Below are 22741 nucleotides of genomic sequence, written 5' to 3' on the forward strand. Positions count from 1 at the left end.
CCCTCATGGCTGCATCCTGGACACGCGGGCTGGCCTGGCTCGCGCTGTGGTTCGCCGGCCTGCCGGCGTGGGGCGCCGGCAGCGAGCCGAGCGCGCACCAGTGGGCCGAGGCGCGCGCCGCGGCCGCCGAGATCGCCACCGCCTTCACGCGCCACTGCCCGGTGGCCGGCACCGGGGACCAGCCGGCCTTCGAGCAATGCCGGCGCGGGCTGTTCGGCGATGCGGCATTGCGCGATTCGCTGGACGCGATCGTGCTGTGGGGCCGCCAGCGCGATCCGGCGCTGTCGCTGCAGGCCAGCTCGCTGACGCAGTTCGCGCCCGACGTGCTGACCGGGCTCTACATGCCGCTGTTCATGTTCGACGGGCAGCACAGCGTGCGCTACGTCGCCTCCGAAGGGCTGTTCCAGCTGCGCTTCGCGACCGCCTTTCGCAACCGGCTCGCGCCAGGGCAGTTTCCCTACCCGTTCTGGCACGACGCCGAGAAGTGGTCCATGTACCAGGGCGCGAACGAGGTGCTGCTGTGGTGGGAGCCGATGCGCGGCCGGGTGAAGGTGGCGCAGTTCACCGTGCACGGCACGCAGCCGCCGATCACCCTGGTGGGCAAGGTGCCTGCGCCGATGGGCTTCAGCGGCCAGTGGATGTGGACGGATGCGCAAGGCCGGACGCAGCCGAAGGCGACGCTCTTCGACGGCCTGTACCGCACCGACAACCCCTACCTGGGGCAGCTCGAGGGCTCGTACAAGCGGCTTGCGCTGCGCCTGCGCCAGGGTGAATGCGATTCGTGCCACGTGCCGAGCAACCCGGACAAGAGCAAGCGCCTGGTGCTGTTGCAGACGCCGGCGCATGCCGCCGGCGAGATCGAGCGCTTGCTGAAGGCGGTGCGCGAGGACCGCATGCCGCGCGACGAGACCGGCATCGAGAACCCGCTGGACGCGGTGACCAAGCGGGCGCTGCTGGAGGATGGCGAGGCCTTCGCCTCGGTGCTCGACGCGGCGCGGCGCTGGGAGGCGCAGGCCCGCCTGGCGGGTGCGGCCGGCACGCCGGCCCTGCGCTGACGCTTCGCCGTTCAGCCCGCGCGCGCGCGCGCCAGCCAGTCGAGCGCGCCCTGCGCCGCCACGCGCGCGCTCGCCATCGTTGCGGTCAGCAGGTAGCCGCCGGTCGGTGCCTCCCAATCGAGCATCTCGCCGGCGACGAACACGCCCGGCAGCGCGCGCAGCATCAGCGCGTCATCCAGCGCCGCGGCGCGCACACCGCCGGCGCTGCTGATCGCCTCGTCGATCGGCCGCGCAGCACCCACGGTGATGCGCAGGCCCTTGATGTGCGCGGCCAGCCGCTGCACGTCGGCCATCTCCGCCTTCGGCACCAGCTCGTGCAGCAGGCTCGCCTTCACGCCGTACAGGCCGAGCCGCGTCTTCAAATGCGTCGACAGCGAACGCGGCCCGCGCGGGTGCGCGAGCTCGGCTCCCACCCATTCCAGCGTGCGCGCCGGCAGCAGGTCGAGCGCGAAGCTCGCCTGGCCGTGCGCCTCGATGCCATCGCGCAGCCGTGCCGATGCGGCATACACCAGGCTGCCTTCGACGCCGGTCTGCGTGACGACGAACTCGCCCGCCTGCCGCCAGCCGTCGTCGAGCGCAATCGCCACGGATTTGAGCGGCTCGCCGGCGAATCGGCTGCGGAAATGCTCGCTCCAGCCCGGCGCCACGTCGAAGCCGCAGTTCGACGGCCGCAACGGCGCCACGTCGACCGCGCGCTGCGTGAGCCACGGCACCCACGCGCCATCGGAGCCGAGCCGCGACCAGCTCGCCCCGCCCAGTGCCAGCAGCACCGCATCGGCGCGCACGCTGTGCTCGCCGTCGGCCGATGCAAAGCGCAGCGCGCCGTCGTCAGCCCAGCCGAGCCAGCGCTGCCGCATGTGGAAGCGCACGCCGGCCGCGCGCAGCCGCTGCAGCCACGCACGCAGCAGCGGCGCGGCCTTCATGTCGGTCGGGAACACGCGGCCGGAGCTGCCGACGAAGGTGTCGATGCCGAGCCCGCTCACCCACTCGCGCAGCTGCTGCGGGCCGAACGCATCGAGCCAGCCCGTCACCTGCTCGCGCTGCGCGCCATAGCGCTCGACGAACGCCGGCAGCGGCTCGCTGTGCGTCAGGTTCAGTCCGCCCTTGCCGGCCAGCAGGAACTTGCGGCCGACCGACGGCATTGCGTCGTACAGGTCGACCTGCACGCCGCCGGCGGCGAGGCGCTCCGCCGCCATCAGGCCGGCCGGCCCCCCACCGATGATCACGACGTTGGCAGTGGAGGCGATGGCAGGCATGGGCAGGGGACACAGCGGGGAAGGGTCCGCATTGTCCCCCCGGGGCTCACTTGGCCGGCGGCGGCTCCGGGAACAGCACGACCGGCCCGTTCGCCTTGCGCCCCGGCGGCAGGTACGCCGGCGATTCGCCACCGGTCGCGCCGAGCGAGGTGATGAAGGCATGCATCGCGCGCAGGTCCGGCTCGCTGAAATCGCGCAGCACGAACCACGGCATCGGTGGACGCGTCTCGATCGTGTGCGCCACCTTGACCCATTGGTCGGCCGTCACGCGGCTGAAATAGTTGCGCAGGTTCGGCGCGTAGGTCGTGCCCCACGGGCCGCTCCAGCCGAGCGGGCTGCCGGTCAGCCATTGCGCCGGCGGCACCTTGCCGCCGGTCTCGCCGTAGTTGACGGTGTGGCAGTCGTTGCAGCCGCCGATCTTCACGAGGTAGCGGCCACGCTCGATCACGGAAGCTTGATCGGCCTTGGCAGACGGCGCGGCAGATGCCACGAGCGACAGGCCGGCCAGCACGGCAGCGGCGGAGGTCAGCAGGAATGTTCTCATCGGGATGCGTCGACAGAAATGCGTCGACAAAGAGTTGTGGAACCGGCACCTACGACCCGATGCGCCGCACGGACGCATCGGGTTCCATTCGACGACGGTATGGGTCGACGCTAGCGACTCAGTACTGCCCGCCCGACGCGGTGATGCGGTCGCCGGTGATCCAGCGTGCGTCGTCGCTCGCGAGGAACACCGCCAGCCCGCCGATGTCGTCCGGCCGGCCGAAGCGCCCGGCCGGGATCCCGGCGAGCATCGCCTTGTGCATGTCGGAGCCTTCGGTCACGCCCATCGTCGCGAGGCCTTCGGTCGCGGTCGCACCCGGCGCGATCGTGTTGATGCGGATGTTGCGGCCCGCCAACTCGATCGCCAGCGCCCGCGTGATCGCATCGACCGCGCCCTTGGTCGCCGAGTAGACCGAGCTGCCCGGCATGCGCGCGGTGCTCGCGATCGAGCCGATGTTGACGATGCTGCCGCCGGCCGCGCCGAAGTGCCGCGCTGCCTCTTGCGACGCGAGCAGCGTGCCCAGCACGTTGGTGTCGAACTGCCTGCGGTAGTCGTCTTCGCTCACCGCGTCCAGCGGCCCGAAGCTGTACACGCCGGCGTTGTTGACCAGCACGTCGACGCGGCCGAATGCGCGCTTCGCCTCGGCGAACAGCCGCTTCACGTCGGCCGGCTTCGACACGTCGCCCTGCACCGCGATCGCGCGGCCGCCCTGCTTCGCGATCTGCACGACCACCGCGTCGGCACCGGCCCGGCTGCTCGCGTAGTTCACGACCACCGCGGCGCCCGCGCCGGCCAATGCCGTGGCGATGCCCGCCCCGATGCCCTTCGAGCCACCGGTCACGACGGCCACCTTGTTGTTCAGCTTGCTCATGGTTCTGTCCTGTTGTTGCTGGCGCCTTGCTGGCGTCGGAACGAATGGTGTTTGATTCGCCAATGACGCGGTAGCGGTCCCCATCGGCTAAGTTATATTCGCCAGCCAAATGACTGACCGACTCATCGCCCTGCGCCTGTTCGCCCGCGTCGCCCGCAGCGGCAACTTCTCGCGCGCCGGGCGCGAGCTGGGGTTCTCGCAGCCGTCGGCCTCGCGCATCGTCAGCGAGCTGGAGCGCGAAGTTGGCGTCGCACTGTTCACGCGCACGACCCGCGCCGTCACGCTCACCGAGGCCGGCGTCGACTACCTGGCGCGCATCGAGGCCATCCTCGATGCGCTCGACGAAGCCGACCATGCGGCACGCGGCAGCGGCGAATTGCGTGGCGTGCTGCGGGTCGGCGTGGCGGCGAGCTTCGGCGTGCGCGAGCTGATCCCGCGGCTACCAGCCTTCACCGAGCGGCACCCGGCGCTGCGCATCGAGCTGCTGATGAACGACCAGCGGCAGGACCTTGTGCACGAGGGCGTCGACATCGCGTTGCGCTTCGGCGAACTCGCCGATTCGGTCGCGACCGCGCGCCGGCTCGGCGCCACGCGGCGGATGCTGGTCGCGTCGCCCGCCTACCTGGAACGCGCCGGCACGCCGGAGTCCCCCGACGACCTGGCCGCGCACCGCTTCATCGCCGGGCCGGTCGGCCCCGGCACGCGCGGCATCGCGATGACGCTCGACGGCCGCTCGCTGCTCGTGCGCGTGCAGAGCCGGCTGATGGTCACCGTCAACGAAGGCGCGACCGCCGCGGCCCTGGCCGGCATGGGCATCGCGATGAGCGGCCATTGGGGCTGCCGCGCCGAGCTCGATGCCGGCCGCCTGCAGCAGGTGCTGCCCGACTGGGACCTCGGCTCGACCGAGCTGAATGCGGTGTTCCCGGCCGGCCGTGCCGCAAAGCCTGCGGCGCGTGCGCTGGGCGAGTTCATCGCAACCGCATTGGCCGATCCGGCGTGAGCGTTTGGTAGATTCGCCCGCCTGGGAGAACACCATCACATGACCGACACCGGACTGCACGACCCCATTGACCCGATCGACCCCATAGACCCCGCCGCCGCCGACGGCCCGCCACCGCCGCCACGCCAACTGCCCCGCGGCGCCCTCGGTGCCTGGTGGCACCAGGGCATCCGCACCGCGTTGCTGATGCGCGCCGACTGGAGCGGCCTGCAGGCCACGCCGGCCATCACCGCCTGCCTGCTGCTCGTGCCCCTCGCGCTCGGCGTGCTGGTCGAGCGGCTCTTCATCGTCGGCCCGGCGTCGTTCTATTGGCCGACGCTGATGACGTCCCGCTGGATGGGGCTCGCGCTGCTGGTCTGGGCCTGCTGGCTGCTGATGCGCGAACCGCAACGCGGCGACGGCGGCCACCGCGCAGCGCCCGATGCGGCAGCGCTGTTCGCGATGCTGTGCGCGCAGGGCCTGCCGACGCTGGTGGTGCTGTCGCTGCTGCTGGTGCCGATGGCCCGCAACGGCCTGTACGGCAGCGGCGGCGAAGGCGGCTGGCTGGCCTGGGGCACGTGGTGGCTCGCGATCGGCTGGCTGTTCCTCGCGCAGGCGGTGTTGCTGTGGCGCGCCGGCACGCGGCTCGCGCCGCGCCTGGGGGCGCTGCTGATCGTCGCGGCGACGCTGGTGACCAACCAGTGGCTCAACCGCGCGGCGCACTGGTACCCGGCGCGCGCCGAAACCGCCGAGGGCGAAGACGACGCGGCTCCTCGCTTCAAGCTGACGCAGGAGCTGGTCGAGCAGCAATCGCAGCTGCTGCAGGCCCGGCTGCAGGCGCTCGCGCCGCAGCGCAAGGGCACGATCGACGTCTACACGCTGACCTTCGCGCCGAACGCCGACGAAGAGGTGTTCCGCCGCGAGAGCGCGATGGTGGCCGACGTGATGACGACCCGCTTCGACAGCGCCGGCCGCGCGCTGCAGCTGGTCAGCCACCACGACGACCCGGCCTCGTTCGCATGGGCCACGCCGGTCAACCTGCAGCGCGCGATCACGCGCATGGCCGCGCTGATGGACCGCGACGAAGACGTGCTGTTCCTGCACCTCACCTCGCACGGCGCGCGCGACGGGCAGCTCGCGTCGTCGTTCTGGCCGCTGGAGGTCGCCTCGGTCACGCCGGCGATGCTGAAGGGCTGGCTCGATGCGGCGGGCATCCGCCACCGCGTGATCTCGGTGTCGGCCTGCTATTCCGGCAGCTGGATCGCGCCGCTGTCGGACCCCGACACGCTGGTGATGACGGCGGCCGATGCCGACCACACGTCGTACGGCTGCGGCCGCCGCTCGCCGCTGACCTTCTTCGGCCGCGCGATGTACGACGAAGGAATGCGCAGCACCTGGTCGTTCGAGGAGGCGCATGCGGCCGCGCGCGCGCGCATCGAGCAGCGCGAGAAGGACGCCGGCAAGACCGACGGCTACTCGAACCCGCAGATCGCGGTCGGCGAACGGATGCGCGAGACGCTGGCGGCGCTGGCGAAGCAGCGCGCCGCGGCCGCCGGTCAGTAAGCGATCCGGGCCTGCAGGCGCCGCCACGAGATCCGGCGGATCTCGTCCAGTGCCTGTTGCAGCTCCTGCGCCCGCGTGCGCTGCAGCCGCGTCTCGAAGGCCTGCAATGCCGAGTCGCGCGTGTGCTCTCGGATGCACAGGATGAACGGAAAGCCGAAGCGCTCGCGGTAGACCGCGTTCATCGCATCCCAGCGCGCGGCCTCGGCCGCCGGCAGCGCCTGCAGCGCGAGGCTGCCTTGCTCGGCCACCGAATCGGCCGTCATCGCACCGGTTCGCGCCTGGTCGCCCGCCAGTTCCGGATGGCCCTGCAGCAGGGCCAGCAGTTGCGCCGCGGGCAGCGCCCGCAGCCGCGCCATCATCGCGGCGTGCACGGCCTCGAGGCTCGCGAAGGGCCGCTCGTTCAGCACCGCCACCGCGACCCACGGCGCGTGCTCGAACACGCTGGCGAGGCGCTCGACGAAGGCCTCGTCGCTGCTGTCGCGCAGCGCCTGCCAGGTGACCCGCACGATCGGCGGCACGCTCACGGCCTGATGTCCGCCGCCTTGATCGCCGGCGCCCAGTCGCGGATCTGCTTCTCGACGAAGCCGGCGAACTCGGCCGAGTTCATCTTCAGCGGCGTGATGCCGAGTTCCTCGAAGCGTTTGACGATCGCCGGCTGCAGCAGGACGTCGGCCAGCGCATGCGCGAGCTTGTCGTTGACCTCCTTCGGCAGCCCGGCCGGGCCGGACACGCCGAAGTAGTTGTCGCTGACGAGGTCGGGCCGGCCCTGCTCGACGACGGTCGGCACGTCGGGCGCGAGCGGCGAGCGGGTGCGCGAGGTCACCGCGATGCCCTTGATCTGGCCGCTCTTCATCATCGGCACGTAGGCGGTGATCACGTCGATGCCGAGCGGCACGATGCCGGCGATCAGGTCGGTGGTCATCGGCGCGCCGCCGCGGTACGGCACGTGCGTCATGTTCAGCTTCAGGTCGGCCTTCAGCATCTCGCCGACGATCTGCCCGATCGAGCCCGGCCCGCCGCTGCCGAAGCTCAGGTGGCCGTTGGCCGCGGCGGCCGCCTTCGGCAGGTCGGCCAGCGACGCGATGCCGGCCTGCGGGTTGGCCATGATCGCCACCGGCGCCACGCCCAGCATCGCGACGTGCGTGAACTGCTTCACCGGGTCGTACGGCAGCTTCGCGAGCGTGAACGGGCCGATCGACAGCGGCGTGGAGTTCGACAGCATCAGCGTGTAGCCGTCGGGCGCCGAGCGCGCGACCTCGGCACCGCCCAGGGTGCCGCCGGCACCCGGCTTGTTGTCGACGATCACCGGCTGGCCGAGCGCCTTGGCGAGCGGCGCGGAGATCTCGCGCGCGACGATGTCGCTCGCGCCGCCGGGCGCAAAGGTCACGACGATGCGGATCGGCTTCTCGGGCCAGGCGGCCTGCGCGGCACTGGCGCCCGCCGCGAGGACGACCGCCAACAGGCGACGGGAGATGGAAGGCATCGACGGGCTCCGGCAGGGGATGAGGTGCACCGATGCTAGGCAGCGGCTGCATTGCCGTCCATCACCGATTGGGCAACACTGCATGCTCTTTTTGAGTACGCACAGTTCAAAGGCCTTCCCATGCTGCGTGGCAACCTGCTTCCCCTCGTGCTCCGTTATGTCGACCAGGTGGCCCGCTCGGGCTCGATCCAGGGCGCTGCGAAGGAGCTGCACGTGGCCGCGTCGGCGGTGAACCGCCAGGTGCTGCAGCTGGAGGAGGCGCTGGGCGTGCCGCTGTTCGAGCGGCTGCCGCGCGGCATGCGGCTGACGCCGCCGGGCGATGCGATCGTCACGCTCGCGCGGCGCTGGCGCAGCGACGAGCGGCGCGTCGCGGCCGAGATCCGGCAGATGCAGGGCATCCACCAGGGGCACGTGCGCATCGCGGCGATGGACAGCCACAGCACCAGCGTGCTGCCGCAGCTGGTCGCACGGCTGGCGGCCGATCATCCGCGCATCACGCTGGGCATCGAGATCGGCAGCAGCGACGACGCGGTGGCCGCACTGCTGGCCGGCAAGGCCGAGCTGGCCGCGGTGTTCAACCTGTCACCGCGCCGCGAGCTGCTGGCGCTGTGGCGCAGCGAGCTGCCGCTGGGTTGCATCGTCGCGCCCGGGCATGCACTCGCGGCGCAGGAGACGGTGAGCCTGCAGGAGGTGTGCGCCTTTCCGGTCGTGCTGCAGAGCAAGGCGCTGCTGATCCGGCGCTACCTGGAGGCGCACTACCACTGGCTGTTCAACGACGCGCGGCTGCGCGTCGAGACGAACTCGCTGCAGCTGGTGAAGATGCTGGCGCGCCAGGGCAGCCACGTGGCGCTGACCTCGGAGCTGGATGCCGCACCCGAGTTGCTGGACGGTACGCTGCGTTTCATCCCGGTGCGCGACAAGGGGGTCGAGGCGCAGACGATCAGCCTGGCCGTGGACGCCGGCCGGCCACCCGGGCCGGTGGTGAAGCTGGTCGCGGGGCTGCTGGCGGAGTGCATCCAGCAGCGACTGGATGAGGTGCGCGCAGGACGAATGGAAACTCGGCGCAGTCCTGCGGTTTCAATAGTCGCCCAGGTGAGCGAGTGAAAAGAAGATGTCAGCCAGCTCAGCATGCTCAACATGACCTTGAGCCACGTCGACCATCACATCTTCGAGCTGCGGGCTGCGAGGCAGCGTGATGTCCTGAGTCGCCAGATACGTAAGCGCACTGACCAACGCCGTGCGCTTGTTCGCATCATTGAAGACGTGGCCTCGTGCAATCGCGACGGCGTACATCGCTGCGATCTCATAGGCATCGTTCATGCCCATGTACGTGATTCGATTGATGACTCGCGAGAGCGCACCTTCGACGGCACCCAAGCCATGATCCCCGCGCAATCCACCCTCGGTCTCCACGATCAGGTCGTGAATATCGACCACATCCTGCGGGTCAAGCATCGCCGACTAGCGATTGGCAAGCGCCTTGATCACATCCCTGTGCTCGGCAATCACCTTTTTTGCCGACTCCATGACCTGTTGGCGCTTCGCATCATCTGGAACATCAACAGGTTTGGGGCGAGTCTTCGAAGCCCGTTTGATGATTGCAATGCCGTACTTGTTCGTGCTGGATGGCGTGTTCATGGCGAAGTTCCTTCGGCTGCGGCCGAGTCCTTGATCTCCATTGCCTTGTTGATGCTCAGCGCGATCAGCGTGGCCGCCGAGCCCGACAGCAGGTAGACGCTGACGTACGCGAGGCCGAAGTGGGCCGACAGCCCCAGCGCCACCAGCGGCGCGAAGGCCGCGCCGATCAGCCAGGCCAGGTCGGAGGTCAGCGCCGCGCCGGTGTAGCGGTGCTGCGTCTCGAAGTTGGACGTCACCGCGCCCGAGGCCTGCCCGTACGACAGCCCGAGCAGCGCGAAGCCGACCAGGATGAACACGTCCTGCCCGATCGGCCCGCCGCCCAGCAGCGTCGGCGCGAAGCCGCTGAACACCCCGATCGCCGCGGCCAGCGTGCCGAGCGTGGTGCGGCGCCCGAACCGGTCGGCAATGCTGCCCGACGCGATGATGCCCAACGCGGCAATGCCGGCGCCCACCATCTGCACCGCGAGGAACTCGCTGATCGATTGCGTGGAATACAGCTTGATCCACGACAGCGGGAACACCGTGACGATGTGGAACAGCGCATAGCTCGCAAGCGCGGCGAACGCGCCGATCACGATCGTCGAGCCCTGCGTGCGCGCCAGTTCACCGACGCTGGTGGGCTCGAGCTCGTGCGCGTCGAGCAGCTTCGCGTATTCGTTGGTGGCCACCAGGCGCAGCCGGGCGAACAGCGCGACCACGTTGATCGCGAAGGCCACGTAGAACGGATAGCGCCAGCCCCACGACAGGAAGTCTTCGGAACTCAGGCTCGCGTACAGGAAGGCGAACAGCCCGCTCGCGATCACGAAGCCGATCGGCGCGCCCAGCTGGCCGAGCATCGCGTACCAGCCGCGTCGGTTGCTCGGGGCGTTCAGCGCCAGCAGCGACGGCAGGCCGTCCCAGGCACCCCCGAGCGCCAAGCCCTGGCCGACGCGGAAGATCGACAGCAGCACGATCGACGTGAAGCCGATGCTCTGGTAGCCCGGCACGAAGGCCATGCCGGCGGTGGACGAGCCGAGCAGGAACAGCGCGATCGTCAGCTTGGCCTCGCGCCCGTAGCGCTTCTGGATCGCCATGAAGATGATGCTGCCGATCGGGCGCGCGATGAATGCGAACGAGAAGATCGTGAAGGCCCAGAGCGTGCCTTCGAGGCCTTTTTCGAACGGGAAAAACACTGACGGGAACACGAGCACTGCCGCGATTCCGAACACGAAGAAGTCAAAATACTCCGATGACCTCCCGATGATCACGCCGATGGCGATCTCGCCAGGCGCGACCTTCGCGTCGTGGGCGGCATGCAGGCGGCGGGTGTCGCGGCCGATGTCTTCGGTCGTCGGATGCGGATGTTTGGGGTCCAGAGAGGAGGTCGTCATGAAGCTTCGGTCCGCTGTCTTGAACATTGTCGGGGGCAGTCTGGAGGTTCCCACGCCCGGGCACCGCAGGCGATAGGACAAAACGTCCAATCCCCGAACCGCGCCGTTGAACGTAGATTCTCTGCCCATCGGGCGCCGGTTGGAAGCAGTTTGCGCGCCCCTCCTACACAGACTTGGCATGCCACCCCTCCAAAAGCCCATGAGCCTGATCAGCCGACCGCTCCTGCTGGCACCCGCCCTGCTCCTCACCGGGCTGCTGGCCGGCTGCAACACCGTGCTGCTGAACCCGTCGGGCGACATTGCCGCCCAGCAGGGCAAGCTGATCGTCGTCAGCACGTGGCTGATGCTGCTGATCATCATCCCGGTGATCGCGCTGACACTGACCTTCGCGTGGCGCTACCGCGCCTCCAACCGCGACGCCCGCTACGAACCCGACTGGGACCACTCCACCCAGCTCGAGCTGGTGATCTGGGCGGCCCCGCTCTTGATCATCATCGCGCTGGGGGCGATCACCTGGATCAGCACCCACACGCTCGACCCGTACCGCCCGCTGAGCCGCATCGACGCGGCCCGCCCGGTCACCGCCGACGTGAAGCCGCTGGTCGTCGAGGTGGTCGCGCTCGACTGGAAGTGGCTCTTCATCTACCCGGAGCAAGGCATCGCGGTCGTCAACGAACTGGCCGCGCCGGTCGACCGGCCGATCCAGTTCAAGATCACCGCGTCGTCGGTGATGAACGCCTTCTACATCCCCGAGCTGGCCGGCATGATCTACGCGATGCCGGGCATGCAGACCCAGCTGCACGCGGTGATCAACAAGCCGGGCGACTATGAAGGCTTCTCGGCCAACTACAGCGGCGCCGGCTTCTCGCACATGCGCTTCCGCTTCCACGGCGTCGACAACGCCGGCTTCGACAAGTGGGTGCAGGCCGCCAAGGCCGACGCGAAGGAACTGACCCGCGCCGACTACCTGCAGCTCGAGAAGCCGAGCGAGCGCGAGCCGGTGCGCCGCTACGCGAGCTTCGCGCCGGGCCTGTACGACGCCATCCTGAACCGCTGCGTCGACAGCTCGAAGATGTGCATGTCCGAAATGATGGCGATCGACGCCGGCGGCGGCCTCGGCCGCCAGGGCATCGACGGCGTCAAGGAGAAGGACGGCCACACCTCCGACGCCAACGGCGCCACGCCGCGCACCTACTACGTGGCCGCCGCGCTGTGCACCGTCGCCGACCCGACCGGCACGCAGCCGGTGATGCGCACCGCGCAAAACACCATGCAAAACGCAAGCACGCAGAACTGAGTCGCACCCGATGCTCGATCACCTCGATTTGACGAAGCTCGTCTTCGGCCGCCTCTCGTGGAATGCGATCCCGCTCCATGAGCCCATCCTGCTCGTCACCTTCATCGCCGTCTGCCTCGGCGGCGTCGGCATGCTGGCGCTGCTCACGCGCTATCGCCTGTGGGGCTACCTGTGGCGCGAATGGTTCACCAGCATCGACCACAAGAAGATCGGGATCATGTACGTGATCCTCGGCCTGGTGATGCTGCTGCGCGGCTTCGCCGACGCGGTGATGATGCGGGCCCAGCAGGCCATGTCGTTCGGCGACAACGCCGGCTTCCTGCCGCCGCACCACTACGACCAGATCTTCACGGCCCACGGCGTGATCATGATCTTCTTCGTCGCGATGCCGCTGGTCACCGGGCTGATGAACTTCGTCGTGCCGCTGCAGATCGGCGCACGCGACGTGGCCTTCCCGTTCCTGAACAACTTCAGCTTCTGGATGACCACCTTCGGCGCCGGCCTGGTGATGGCCTCGCTGTTCGTCGGCGAATTCGCACGCACCGGCTGGCTGGCCTACCCGCCGCTGTCGGGCATCGCGTTCAGCCCTGACGTGGGGGTCGACTACTACATCTGGTCCTTGCAGATCGCGGGGGTCGGCACGCTGCTCTCGGGCGTGAACCTGATCGCCACCATCGTCAAGATGCGCGCGCCCGGCATGTCGATGATGAAGATGCCCGTCTTCACCTGGACCTCGCTGTGCACCAACATCCTGATCGTTGCCGCCTTCCCGGTGCTGACGGCCGTGCTGGTGCTGCTCTCGCTCGATCGCTACGCCGGCACCAACTTCTTCACGAACGACCTCGGCGGCAACGCGATGATGTACGTGAACCTGATCTGGATCTGGGGCCACCCCGAGGTCTACATCCTGGTGCTGCCGGCCTTCGGCATCTTCTCGGAGGTGGTCTCCACCTTCAGCGGCAAGCGCCTGTTCGGCTACGCGTCGATGGTGTACGCCACGGTCGTGATCACCATCCTGTCGTACCTGGTGTGGCTGCACCACTTCTTCACGATGGGCTCGGGGGCGAGCGTGAACTCGTTCTTCGGCATCACGACGATGATCATCTCGATCCCGACCGGCGCGAAGATCTTCAACTGGCTCTTCACGATGTACCGCGGGCGCATCCGCTTCGAGGTGCCGATGCTGTGGACGGTCGGCTTCATGATCACCTTCGTGATCGGCGGCATGACCGGCGTGCTGCTCGCGGTGCCGCCGGCCGACTTCGTGCTGCACAACAGCCTGTTCCTGATCGCGCACTTCCACAACGTGATCATCGGCGGCGTGCTGTTCGGGCTGATGGCCGGCATCACCTACTGGTTCCCGAAGGCCTTCGGCTACAAGCTCGATCCGTTCTGGGGCAAGTGCTCGTTCTGGTTCTGGCAGATCGGCTTCTTCTTCGCGTTCACGCCGCTGTACGTGCTGGGCCTGATGGGCGTCACGCGGCGCCTGAGCCACTTCGAAGATTCGTCGCTGCAGATCTGGTTCGTGATCGCCGCGTTCGGTGCGTTCCTGATCGCGCTGGGCATCGGCAGCTTCCTGATCCAGCTGGTGGTCAGCTTCATGCGGCGCGAGCAACTGCGCGACGTGACCGGCGACCCGTGGGACGGCCGCACGCTCGAATGGTCGACCGCGTCGCCCCCGCCGGCCTACAACTTCGCGTTCACGCCGGTGGTGCACGACAACGACGCCTGGTACGACATGAAGGCCAACAAGTTCGATCGCCCGACCGACGGCTTCATCCCGATCCACATGCCGAAGAACACCGGTGCCGGCTTCATCATCGCCGGCCTCGCGGCGGTGGTCGGCTTCGCGATGATCTGGCAGATGTGGCTGCTCGCCGGCCTCGGCTTCGTCGCGATGATGGCCGCGATCATCATCCACACCTTCAACTACAAGCGTGACTTCCACATCGGCGCGGACGAAGTCGTCCGCACCGAGAACGCACGCACCCAGCTGCTGGCCGCCCATGTCTGATCTCACATTGAACCCCGCGGCAAGCGCCGACGCGCCGCGCTACTACCTGCGCGAAGAACACCATCCGGAGAACGGCACCCTGCTCGGGTTCTGGCTCTACCTGATGAGCGACTGCCTGGTCTTCGCATGCCTGTTCGCGACCTACGGCGTGCTCGGCCGCAGCTACGCGGCCGGCCCGTCGGGCGCCGACCTGTTCGACCTGCCGATCGTGGCGGTGAACACCTCGCTGCTGCTGCTGTCGTCGATCACCTACGGCTTCGCGGTGCTCGAGATGCAGCGCAAGCGGCTGCGCGCGACGCTGGTGTGGCTGGGCATCACCGGCCTGTTCGGGCTGGGCTTCCTGAGCCTGGAGCTGTACGAGTTCGCGCACCTGATCCACGAAGGCGCGGGCCCGCAGCGCAGCGCGTTCCTGTCGTCGTTCTTCACGCTGGTCGGCACGCACGGGCTGCACGTCACCTTCGGCATCGTCTGGCTGGTCACGCTGATGTTCCAGCTCGGCAAGCACGGGCTGACCGCGCCGAACCGCCGCCGCGTGATGTGTTTGTCGATGTTCTGGCACTTCCTGGACGTCGTCTGGATCGGCGTCTTCACCTTTGTGTACCTGATGGGAGTGCTGCCGTGAGCGCACAAGAAATCGACAGCCTCGCCCACGGGCGGGATCACGGCCACGCGCATGGCCACCACGACGACCACGGTCACGACCACGACGGCGGCCACGCCCCCAGCACGCTGCAGGGCTACGCCACCGGCTTCATCCTGTCGGTGATCCTGACGGCGATCCCGTTCTGGCTGGTGATGGGCAAGGCCTTCAACAACTCCAGCACCACGGCGCTCGTGATCCTCGGCTTCGCCGCGGTGCAGATCGTCGTGCACATGGTGTACTTCCTGCACATGAACGCCCGCTCGGAAGGCGGCTGGACCATGCTGGCGCTGATCTTCACGCTGGTGCTGGTGGTGATCACGCTGAGCGGTTCGTTGTGGGTGATGTTCCACATGAACAGCAACATGATGCCCACTGTCCACGACATGCGGGTCCGGCCGTGAGGCCGCGCAGGGCAGCGCTGATCGCAGCGGCCGCCCTGCTGTTCGCAGGCTTCGCCGCGCTCGGCACCTGGCAGGTGCAGCGGCTGTCCTGGAAGCTGGACCTGATCGAGCGGGTCGAGCAGCGGGTCCGCGCGGCGCCGGTCGAGGCGCCTGCCGGGCCGGTCAGCGCGGCGGCCGACGAGTACCGCCACGTCGTGCTGCATGGCCGCTTCCTGCATGCGCAAGAGACCCTTGTGCAGGCCGTCACCGAGCAAGGGCCCGGCTGGTGGCTCGTCACGCCGCTGCAGCAGGCCGACGGCCGCAGCGTGCTGGTCAACCGCGGGTTCGTCACGACCGAGTCGAAAGCCCTGGCCGCGCGCCCGGACGGCGACGTCACCGTCACCGGCTTGCTGCGCCTGACCGAACCGCGCGGCGGCTTCCTGCGCCGCAACGATCCCGCGGCCGGCCGCTGGTTCTCGCGCGATGTGGAAGCCATCGCCGCGGCACGTGGCCTCACGACGGCAGCATCCTATTTCATCGACGCCGATGCAAGCCCCGACGCCTGGCCCATCAGCGGCCTGACCGTCGTCAGCTTCCACAACAACCACCTCGTCTACGCCCTCACCTGGTTCGGCCTCGCCGCGATGGTGGCAGGGGCGGCGTGGATGCTGCGGCCGGGCGGCCGCTGGTCGGGCGAGAATCCGCCCTTCCCGGCCTCCGCCTCCGCCCTCCCGCACGATGCCCCTCACGGCTGACACCACCCCGCTGCAGCACACCCTGATCGGTCCACCCACGAGCTGGGCCGGCACCGTGGGCGTCACCGACGCCGGGCTGAAGAACATGCAGCAGCTGATCCAGCTGCGCTGGATCGCGGTGGTCGGCCAGATCGTCACGGTCGCGATCGTGCATTTCGGCTTCGGCATCCGGCTGCCGCTGGAGCACATGCTCGCGGTGCTGTACTGCCTGGTCGCGTTCAACCTCGTCAGCGTGCTGCGGCTGCGCAACCGCCGCCCGGTGCTGCATGTGGAGCTGCTGGTGGCGCTGCTGGTCGATGTCGGCATGCTCACTTCGCAGCTCTACCTGAGCGGCGGCGCGACCAACCCGTTCGCCTTCCTGTACCTGCTGCAGGTGATCCTCGGCGCGGTTCTGCTGAAGCCGCGCTTCACCTGGGTGCTGGTGGTCGTCACCTGCCTGTGCTTCGCCGGGCTCGGGCTGTACTACCGGCCGCTGGACATCCCGCTCGACCACGTGCGCGGCCTGTCGAGCCCGTTCGTGCTGGGGCTGCTGCTGTGCTTCGCGCTGAACGCGGCGCTGCTGGTCACCTTCATCACCCGCATCCAGCGCAACCTGCGCGCCCGCGATGCGCGGCTGGCCGCGTTGCGCCAGCGCGCGGCCGAAGAGGAGCACATCGTCCGCATGGGCCTGCTCGCGTCGGGCGCGGCGCACGAACTGGGCACGCCGCTCGCGACGCTGGCGGTGATCCTCGGCGACTGGCGCCGGCTGCCGCACTTCAGTTCCGACCCCGAGCTGCTCGAAGAGGTGGTCGAGATGCAGACCCAGCTGGAGCGCTGCAAGGCGATCGTCAGCGGCATCCTGCTGACGGCCGGCGAGGCGCGCGGCGAGTCGTCCGAGGCGACCACGCTCGCGACCTTCCTCGACGAGCTGGTGCACGACTGGCGCCGCACGCGGCCGGTCAAGGCCTTCGCGTACGAGAACCGCTTCGGCGACGACCTGCCGATGGTGTCCGACTCGGCGATCCAGCAGATGATCTGCAACGTCCTCGACAACGCGCTCGAGGCGTCGCCGCAATGGCTGCGGCTCGACGTGGAGCGCGCCGGCGACGCGCTGAGCCTGACGGTGACCGATGCCGGCAAGGGCTTCGCGCCGGGCCTGCTCGAGACACTGGGCCAGCCCTACCGCTCGACCAAGGGGCGGCCGGGCAGCGGCCTCGGGCTGTTCCTGGTGGTCAACGTGGCGCGCACGATCGGCGGCACCGTGGAAGCGGCGAACCGGCCGGAGGGCGGCGCGATGGTGAAGATCACGCTGCCGCTGTCGGCCATCGTGCTGGAAGACGCCACCGCACCTGAAGAAGAGGCCGAAGATGATCCCGAAGCTGCAGAGGAAGTGAGCGAAAGCCATGGACAACGCTGAACGCCGGCTGCTGATCGTCGAGGACGACGCCTCGTTCGCGCGCACGCTCGGGCGCTCGTTCGAGCGGCGCGACTACCGCGTCACGCTGGCCGCGAGCCTGGGCGATGTGAGCACCGTGCTGCAGACCGAATCGCCGGGCTTCGCGATCGTCGACCTGAAGCTGAACGGCGAGGCCTCGGGCCTGGCCTGCGTGCAGGCGCTGCATGCGCACGACCCGAAGATGCTGATCGTCGTGCTGACCGGGTTCGCGAGCATCGGCACCGCGGTCGAGGCGATCAAGCTCGGCGCCTGCCACTACCTGGCCAAGCCGTCGAACACCGACGACATCGAGGCCGCGTTCGGCCGCGCCGCCGGCACCACCGAGGTCGAGCTGACGAACCGCTCGAGCTCGATCAAGACGCTCGAGTGGGAACGCATCCACGAGACGCTGGCGGAGACCGGGTTCAACATCTCCGAAACGGCGCGGCGGCTGGGCATGCACCGGCGCACGCTGGCGCGCAAGCTCGGAAAACAGCAAGTGAAATAGGCGGCCGGTCTCCCCAGTCGAGGGGATGCCGCCCGGCGGGCGGCATCGGCACAATCGCCGGGCACTTTTGCGCCTGGACCGAGGCCCGCCATGCCGACTGCCACCCCTGCTGCCACCACGATACCGGCCACGCAAGTGCTCGGTGACGAACTCGAGCTCATCCGGGCGCGCCGGCGCGCGAACGACCCCCAGCTCGCCGCCGCCCGGCCGCGCAGCCGCGAGGTGTTCGGGCTCGCGCTGTCGGGTGGTGGCATCCGCAGCGCGACGGTCTCGCTCGGCGTGCTGCAAGGCTTGGCGCGTGCCGGGCTGCTGCACCGCTTCGACTACCTGTCGACGGTCTCCGGCGGCGGCTACATCGGCGCGTTCTTCGCCAGCCTGTTCCGCCGGCCGCTCGATGGCAACGACAAGGGCAACGGCCTGAACGCCGCGGCCACCGGCCACGACGCCGAGCGCATCCTCGCCGAGGACTTCTCGCGCCGCCCGCCGGGCTATTCGCCCACCGCCCGCCCGCTCGGCTGGCAACTGCAGTGGCTGCGCAAGGGCAGCCGCTACCTCGCGCCCTCCGGCGCGGGCGACTACCTGTACGCCGTGGCACTGGTGCTGCGCAACCTGGTCGCGATCCACTACGTGCTCGGGCTGGCGCTGGTGCTCGCGGTGCTGCTGGCGATCGGGCTGGACTGGGTCGTGCAGATGGCGGCTTTCACGATGGCGGACCTGCCGGGCCATGCCTCGGGCTTCGGGCTGCTGCTGCTGTCGGGCGCGCTCGGCGCGTTCTGGGTGGCACCGAGCGCGCTCGCCTACTTCGCCGCGGAGACGCCGAAATCCGACGACGGCAAGCTGCCCTGGTGGTCGACGCGCACCTTCTGGTCCTTCATCGCCGCGACCGCGGTGGCCATCGGGCTGAGCTGGTGGATCGGCAGCTTCGGCGATGCCGGCGACCTCTCGCCCGCACCGCAGGCCTGGCGCCTCGGCGTCGCGCGCCTGCTGGCCGGCCTGGCTGCGCTGATGCTGCTGTCGGTCGCGATGCTGCTGGTCGTCGGCACGCTCGCCCGGCACCGTGCCGGCCGCGGCGAGACCTCGCAGGCCCGCTTGCTGCAAGGCATCCGCGTCGACCTGACGCAGGTGCTGGCGCACGGGCTGAGCTTCCTGCTCGCGGCGGTGTCCGCCGCCGCCTTGCTGCTGCTGGTGCCCCACCTGCGCGAGTACACGGCAAAGCTGGTCGCCGCGGCCGTGGCGGCCGCACCGGCGGCGCGCTTCCTGATGTCGCTCGTGCCCCAGCGCAAGAAGGACAACGAGGCGTCGCCCGCGTGGCTGCAATGGCTCGCGTCGGCTGCCGGCGTGCTCGCGTTCACGCTGCTCGTGCTCGGGTGGACGCTGGCGGCCGATGCGCTGGTCTCCACCTGGCTGATGCCGACCGGCATCTCGGGCTTCGCGGTGATCACGTCGGTGCTGCTGCTGCTCGCGCTGGCCTTCGCGACCGGCCAGAGCTTCCAGTTCCTGAACCTGACGACGATCCAGCGCATGTATGCCTCGCGCATCATCCGCAGCTACCTGGGCGCGAGCAATGCCGAACGCTCGAACGCCGGCAGCCGCAGCGCGTGGCAGCGCATCAGCGAGGCCCACCCACGCGACGACCTGCCGCGCGGCGAGTACTACGCCGCCGATGCCTGGGAGCGCGGCGCGCCGCTGCACCTGATCAACGTGACGATCAACCAGACCGTCTCCGACACCGACCCGCTGGTGCAGCGCGACCGCAAGGGCCGCCCGCTGGTGGTGTCGCCCTGCGCACTCGGCGTCGACGGGCTCTGGTACGACTGGGACAGGCCGGCGGTCGAGCGCGGCAAGCCGGTGCGGCTCGAGGCGCTGACCATCGGCAACTGGATCGGCATCTCCGGCGCGGCCTTCAGCACCGGGCTGGGCCGGGCGACCTCGCTCGGCAAGTCGATGCTGTTCACGATCGGCAACGTCCGCCTCGGGCATTGGTGGAAGGCCTGGCCCGAGGAGCGGGCGCCGCGCAAGCGCGGCCCGCTCGACCTGCTGGCGCGCGGCATCTCGCGCGTCTTCACGACGCAGGCCTACCTGGCCAGCGAGCTGTTCGCGCGCTTCAGCGGCACGCAGCTGCCGTACTGGTACCTGACGGACGGCGGGCACTTCGAGAACACCGGCGTCTACGAGCTGCTGCGCCGGCGCGTCGGCATGGTGCTCGCGTGCGACAACGGCGCCGACCCGAGCTACCAGCTCGAAGACCTGGCGAACCTGATGCGGCTGGCCCGCATCGACATGGGCTGTGAATTCGTGCGGCTGGTGCGTGAGGATTTCGGACCGATGGCCGACGCGCCGCGCTGGCTGAACGCGGTCATCGACGATCAACGGCTGACCCGTGGCGATGGCAACGAGGACAAGGACACCGGCCGCGCGATGCTGTTCTACGCGTACCGGCCGCTCGATCCCGACGGCGTCGACAGCGGCACGGCGCTGGTGGTGCTGAAGCCGCGTCTTGCGCACTCGACCCCGCTCGACGTGCTGGAGTACGCCGCCACCTCGCCCACCTTCCCGCAGGAGACGACGGCCGACCAGTTCTTCGACGAAGGCCAGTGGGAGAGCTACCGCCGGCTGGGTGCGGCGCAGTGCGAGGACCTGTTCGCCGCGGCGGCGTCCACCGAGGCGGGCCAGGTCGATGCACTCACGCGGCTGCGCGACGAGATCCGGGCGGCCGCCCGCAAGAAGCTGGCGGCCGCCGGCAACGCCTGATCAGGGCGCCCGGAACGTCCAGCGCGCGTTGTCGCCGGCGCAATCCCACTGCTGGATCGCCGCGCCGTCCAGCGTCGACACGTTGGTCACGTCCAGGCACTTGTTGCTGTGCGAGGCGCGCAGGTAGTAGGAGCCGCCGCCCTGGTCCTCCAGCTTGAACAGCTGGTTCGCGCCGCCGGTGCAGGTCCATTGCTGCACGGCCGCGCCGTTGGCGGTGCTGACGCCGGTGACGTCGGCGCACTTGCCGCTCAGCACCGAGCGCAGCTGCCACAGCCCGTTGGCGTTGCCCTGCACGACCCATTGCTGGTTGCTGCCGCCGCCGTAGCTCCATTGCTGCAGCGCGGTGCCGTCGGTGGTGGCGCGTTCGCGCACGTCGAGCGCGCGGCCGCTGTGCTTCGCGACGATCGCGTACGTCTGGCCGGAGACCGGGCCGGTCGTGGGGTTCGTCGGCGGGTTGGTCGGGGGATTCGTCGGCGGGTTGGTCGGCGTGTTGGTGCCGGTCGAATCCTCGAACTGCAGCCAGTCGAGGTTCGCGACGCCGAGCCCGCCCTTGGCCACCAGGTAGATGTTGTGCACGCCGCTGCTGCGCTGGATCGGCGTCGTGACCTCCTGGAAGGTGGTCCAGCCGCCGGTGCTCGGCACCGTGACCGTGCCGACATGCGCGCCGGTCGGGCTGTCGAGGTGCAGCTCGATCTGCTTGCCGGCATAGGCCGCGTCCACCGCCAGCCGCAGCTTCAGCCGGTCGACGCCGCTGCCGAAGTCGACGTCGATGTAGCGCAGCCAGTCACCCGCATCGAAGCTGCCGACGCCGGCCGCGTCGAAGCTGACGCCGCTCTGCGCATAGAACATCTCGGCCTCGAGCTTGTCGGTGGCGCGCCAGTTGCCTTCGTACGGCAGGTTGCGGATCAGGCTGTTCTTGCCGGTCAGCGCAGCCTTGAACACGCCGGTCAGCATGGTGTTGGCCGCCATGTTCTTCTCGACGTCCCAGCTGCGCCACTTCGATTCGATCGTGGCGTACGAATCGGTCGAGACGTTCGGCGTGTTGGCGCCGGCATTGGTGCTGTTGTACAGCGCCCAGTTGCCGACGTTGGTGCCCTTGTAGGTCCAGCTCGTCCAGTGCCAGCCCGACTCGTTGTAGCGGCGCAGGCCGTACTCCCAGCTGCTCTGCAGGTTGAAGTACATGAACTCGCCGACGTAGTGCGGCACGTTGTACGACAGGTACTGCTTCTCCTGGTTGACCTTGCTGTCGGTGAAGCTCGCCTGCGCGGCGTAGTTCGACTCGTTGCCCCAGTTGTAGTAGTGGAACTCGTAGATCACGTTGGTCCAGCCGTAATCCGACGGCCGGGTGATCGCCGTCCAGTCCCAGATGCCTTCCATGATCACGATGTGGTTCGGGTCGACCGCACGGATCTCGTTGTAGAAGCGGTTGTACATGTCCAGCACCGGGCGCGTCGCCGGCGACGGGTAGTTCAGCGACGGCTCGTTCAGCAGGTCGTAGCCGGCGACCGTCGGCTCGTTGCGGAAGCGCGTGGCCAGCTCGCGCCAGAAGCTCAGCGCCTGGTTCTGGAAGGTCGTGTTGTTCCACAGCTGGCCCGAGCCGCCGATGCGCCCGCTGTGGTCGGCCCCGTTCTGCGAACCCGGCGCGCCATGCAGGTCGAGGATCACGTACATCCGGTACTTCTTCGCCATCGCCACCACCCACTCGATGCGGCGGAAGTCGATCTTGCCGGCGGCATCGCGCTTCCACGAGCCGTCCTCGTTCATGTGGTTCAGGTAGTAGATCGGCAGGCGCACCGCGCTCATGCCCATCTCGCTGAGGATCTTGAAGTCCTTCTCCTGCAGGTAGCTGTCCTGGTAGGCGTTGATCAGCGCGTCGCGCCCGGCATCGCCGAAGCGCTGGCTCAGCGTCTTGCGCATCGTGTAGTCGTCGCTCACGCCGGCGAGCGGCGACATCCAGGTCTCGTGCACCTGCCAGCCGCCGAGGTTCACGCCGCGCAGGTAGATCGGGTCGCCGGTGCCGTTCTGGTTGCGCACCAGGCGGCCGTCGACCTTCAGGAAACTGCTGTGGGCGGCCGCGGTGCCGGCCATCGCGAGGGCGGCGACGACGGGCAGCAGGGCGAACCGCGAGAGGTGCGAAAGGAGTTTCATGGTCGGGCTGGAGTGGAAGAAAAGTGGAAACGGTTCCAGTCCAGGATTCTTCGGGACCGAGGCCCGGATCAT

Annotated in this window: 21 protein-coding genes; 12 read left to right on the forward strand and 9 right to left on the reverse strand. The window is 69.1% G+C overall.

Going from position 1 to position 22741, the window contains the following annotated elements:
- Positions 1 to 5 precede the first annotated feature (5 nt).
- On the forward strand, positions 6 to 1055 hold the full coding sequence (locus BUE42_RS08300; RefSeq protein ID WP_073464148.1) for a hypothetical protein: 1050 nt from the start codon (positions 6 to 8) through the stop codon (positions 1053 to 1055).
- Positions 1056 to 1066: 11 nt separating this feature from the next.
- Here BUE42_RS08300 and BUE42_RS08305 read toward each other — a convergent pair whose 3' ends face one another.
- From BUE42_RS08305 to BUE42_RS08315, 3 genes are all read right to left on the reverse strand, one after another.
- Positions 1067 to 2311, reverse strand: a complete 1245-nt coding sequence (locus BUE42_RS08305) for a TIGR03862 family flavoprotein (protein ID WP_073464150.1) — start codon at positions 2309 to 2311, stop codon at positions 1067 to 1069.
- Positions 2312 to 2357: 46 nt separating this feature from the next.
- Positions 2358 to 2855, reverse strand: coding sequence for a cytochrome c (locus tag BUE42_RS08310; protein WP_073464152.1), 498 nt, complete (start codon positions 2853 to 2855; stop codon positions 2358 to 2360).
- Positions 2856 to 2973: 118 nt separating this feature from the next.
- Positions 2974 to 3726, reverse strand: coding sequence for a glucose 1-dehydrogenase (locus BUE42_RS08315; RefSeq protein WP_073464155.1), 753 nt, complete (start codon positions 3724 to 3726; stop codon positions 2974 to 2976).
- A gap of 109 nt (positions 3727 to 3835) precedes the next feature.
- Between BUE42_RS08315 and BUE42_RS08320 the strand changes: the two genes are divergently transcribed.
- Together BUE42_RS08320 and BUE42_RS08325 are read left to right on the forward strand one after the other, a co-directional pair.
- Positions 3836 to 4726, forward strand: coding sequence for a LysR family transcriptional regulator (locus BUE42_RS08320; protein WP_073464157.1), 891 nt, complete (start codon positions 3836 to 3838; stop codon positions 4724 to 4726).
- Positions 4727 to 4765: 39 nt separating this feature from the next.
- On the forward strand, positions 4766 to 6268 hold the full coding sequence (locus BUE42_RS08325) for a C13 family peptidase (protein ID WP_073464159.1): 1503 nt from the start codon (positions 4766 to 4768) through the stop codon (positions 6266 to 6268).
- Here BUE42_RS08325 and uraD read toward each other — a convergent pair.
- Together uraD and BUE42_RS08335 are read right to left on the reverse strand one after the other, a co-directional pair.
- Complete coding sequence (uraD, locus tag BUE42_RS08330; protein WP_200798924.1) at positions 6262 to 6792, reverse strand: 2-oxo-4-hydroxy-4-carboxy-5-ureidoimidazoline decarboxylase; 531 nt, start codon at positions 6790 to 6792, stop codon at positions 6262 to 6264. The two genes, BUE42_RS08325 and uraD, sit on opposite strands and share 7 nt — an antisense overlap.
- A complete protein-coding gene (locus BUE42_RS08335; RefSeq protein ID WP_073464161.1) occupies positions 6789 to 7751 on the reverse strand; it encodes a Bug family tripartite tricarboxylate transporter substrate binding protein in 963 nt (320 codons plus the stop codon). Before BUE42_RS08335 ends, uraD begins: the two co-directional genes overlap by 4 nt.
- Positions 7752 to 7871: 120 nt before the next feature.
- Here BUE42_RS08335 and BUE42_RS08340 point away from each other — a divergent pair, with 120 nt between their 5' ends.
- Positions 7872 to 8855: a LysR family transcriptional regulator gene (locus BUE42_RS08340; RefSeq protein WP_073464163.1), complete on the forward strand. Its 984-nt coding sequence runs from the start codon at positions 7872 to 7874 to the stop codon at positions 8853 to 8855.
- On the opposite strand, the gene BUE42_RS08345 is transcribed toward BUE42_RS08340, so the two are convergent.
- Genes BUE42_RS08345 through BUE42_RS08350 form a run of 3 tightly spaced genes read right to left on the reverse strand, consistent with a single transcriptional unit; the run spans position 8829 to position 10759 of the window.
- Positions 8829 to 9206, reverse strand: coding sequence for a type II toxin-antitoxin system death-on-curing family toxin (locus BUE42_RS08345; protein ID WP_073464165.1), 378 nt, complete (start codon positions 9204 to 9206; stop codon positions 8829 to 8831). The genes BUE42_RS08340 and BUE42_RS08345 overlap by 27 nt on opposite strands.
- 6 nt (positions 9207 to 9212) lie before the next feature.
- Positions 9213 to 9389: a hypothetical protein gene (locus BUE42_RS32960; protein ID WP_159445384.1), complete on the reverse strand. Its 177-nt coding sequence runs from the start codon at positions 9387 to 9389 to the stop codon at positions 9213 to 9215.
- Positions 9386 to 10759 carry an MFS transporter gene (locus BUE42_RS08350; RefSeq protein ID WP_073464167.1) on the reverse strand — a complete coding sequence of 458 codons (1374 nt, stop codon included), beginning with the start codon at positions 10757 to 10759 and terminating at the stop codon, positions 9386 to 9388. The genes BUE42_RS32960 and BUE42_RS08350 overlap by 4 nt, the downstream gene beginning before the upstream one ends.
- A gap of 199 nt (positions 10760 to 10958) precedes the next feature.
- Here BUE42_RS08350 and cyoA point away from each other — a divergent pair, with 199 nt between their 5' ends.
- The 8 genes from cyoA to BUE42_RS33680 all read left to right on the forward strand — a co-directional run bounded on the left by cyoA (position 10959) and on the right by BUE42_RS33680 (position 20521).
- Complete coding sequence (gene cyoA / locus BUE42_RS08355) at positions 10959 to 12056, forward strand: ubiquinol oxidase subunit II (protein ID WP_235002194.1); 1098 nt, start codon at positions 10959 to 10961, stop codon at positions 12054 to 12056.
- A gap of 10 nt (positions 12057 to 12066) precedes the next feature.
- The gene (gene cyoB / locus BUE42_RS08360) at positions 12067 to 14070 is read left to right on the forward strand and encodes a cytochrome o ubiquinol oxidase subunit I (RefSeq protein WP_073464171.1); all 2004 of its coding nucleotides are present in this window, start codon (positions 12067 to 12069) and stop codon (positions 14068 to 14070) included.
- Positions 14063 to 14692 carry a cytochrome o ubiquinol oxidase subunit III gene (gene cyoC / locus BUE42_RS08365; protein WP_073464173.1) on the forward strand — a complete coding sequence of 210 codons (630 nt, stop codon included), beginning with the start codon at positions 14063 to 14065 and terminating at the stop codon, positions 14690 to 14692. Before cyoB ends, cyoC begins: the two co-directional genes overlap by 8 nt.
- Positions 14689 to 15114, forward strand: coding sequence for a cytochrome o ubiquinol oxidase subunit IV (gene cyoD / locus BUE42_RS08370; RefSeq protein ID WP_073464175.1), 426 nt, complete (start codon positions 14689 to 14691; stop codon positions 15112 to 15114). The genes cyoC and cyoD overlap by 4 nt, the downstream gene beginning before the upstream one ends.
- Positions 15111 to 15848 carry an SURF1 family protein gene (locus tag BUE42_RS08375; protein WP_073464177.1) on the forward strand — a complete coding sequence of 246 codons (738 nt, stop codon included), beginning with the start codon at positions 15111 to 15113 and terminating at the stop codon, positions 15846 to 15848. Before cyoD ends, BUE42_RS08375 begins: the two co-directional genes overlap by 4 nt.
- The gene (locus tag BUE42_RS08380) at positions 15832 to 17244 is read left to right on the forward strand and encodes an ATP-binding protein (protein WP_073464179.1); all 1413 of its coding nucleotides are present in this window, start codon (positions 15832 to 15834) and stop codon (positions 17242 to 17244) included. Before BUE42_RS08375 ends, BUE42_RS08380 begins: the two co-directional genes overlap by 17 nt.
- The gene (locus BUE42_RS08385; protein WP_073464181.1) at positions 17231 to 17770 is read left to right on the forward strand and encodes a response regulator transcription factor; all 540 of its coding nucleotides are present in this window, start codon (positions 17231 to 17233) and stop codon (positions 17768 to 17770) included. The genes BUE42_RS08380 and BUE42_RS08385 overlap by 14 nt, the downstream gene beginning before the upstream one ends.
- A gap of 90 nt (positions 17771 to 17860) precedes the next feature.
- Positions 17861 to 20521 (forward strand): patatin-like phospholipase family protein, encoded by a 2661-nt coding sequence (locus BUE42_RS33680; RefSeq protein ID WP_073464184.1) that lies wholly within the window; start codon positions 17861 to 17863, stop codon positions 20519 to 20521.
- Here BUE42_RS33680 and BUE42_RS08395 read toward each other — a convergent pair whose 3' ends face one another.
- Positions 20522 to 22669, reverse strand: coding sequence for an RICIN domain-containing protein (locus BUE42_RS08395; RefSeq protein ID WP_073464186.1), 2148 nt, complete (start codon positions 22667 to 22669; stop codon positions 20522 to 20524). It lies immediately after the preceding gene.
- Positions 22670 to 22741: the final 72 nt, after the last annotated feature.

Source organism: Rhizobacter sp. OV335 (genome assembly GCF_900142965.1).
In the GTDB taxonomy this organism is placed as follows: Bacteria; Pseudomonadota; Gammaproteobacteria; order Burkholderiales; family Burkholderiaceae_C; genus Rhizobacter.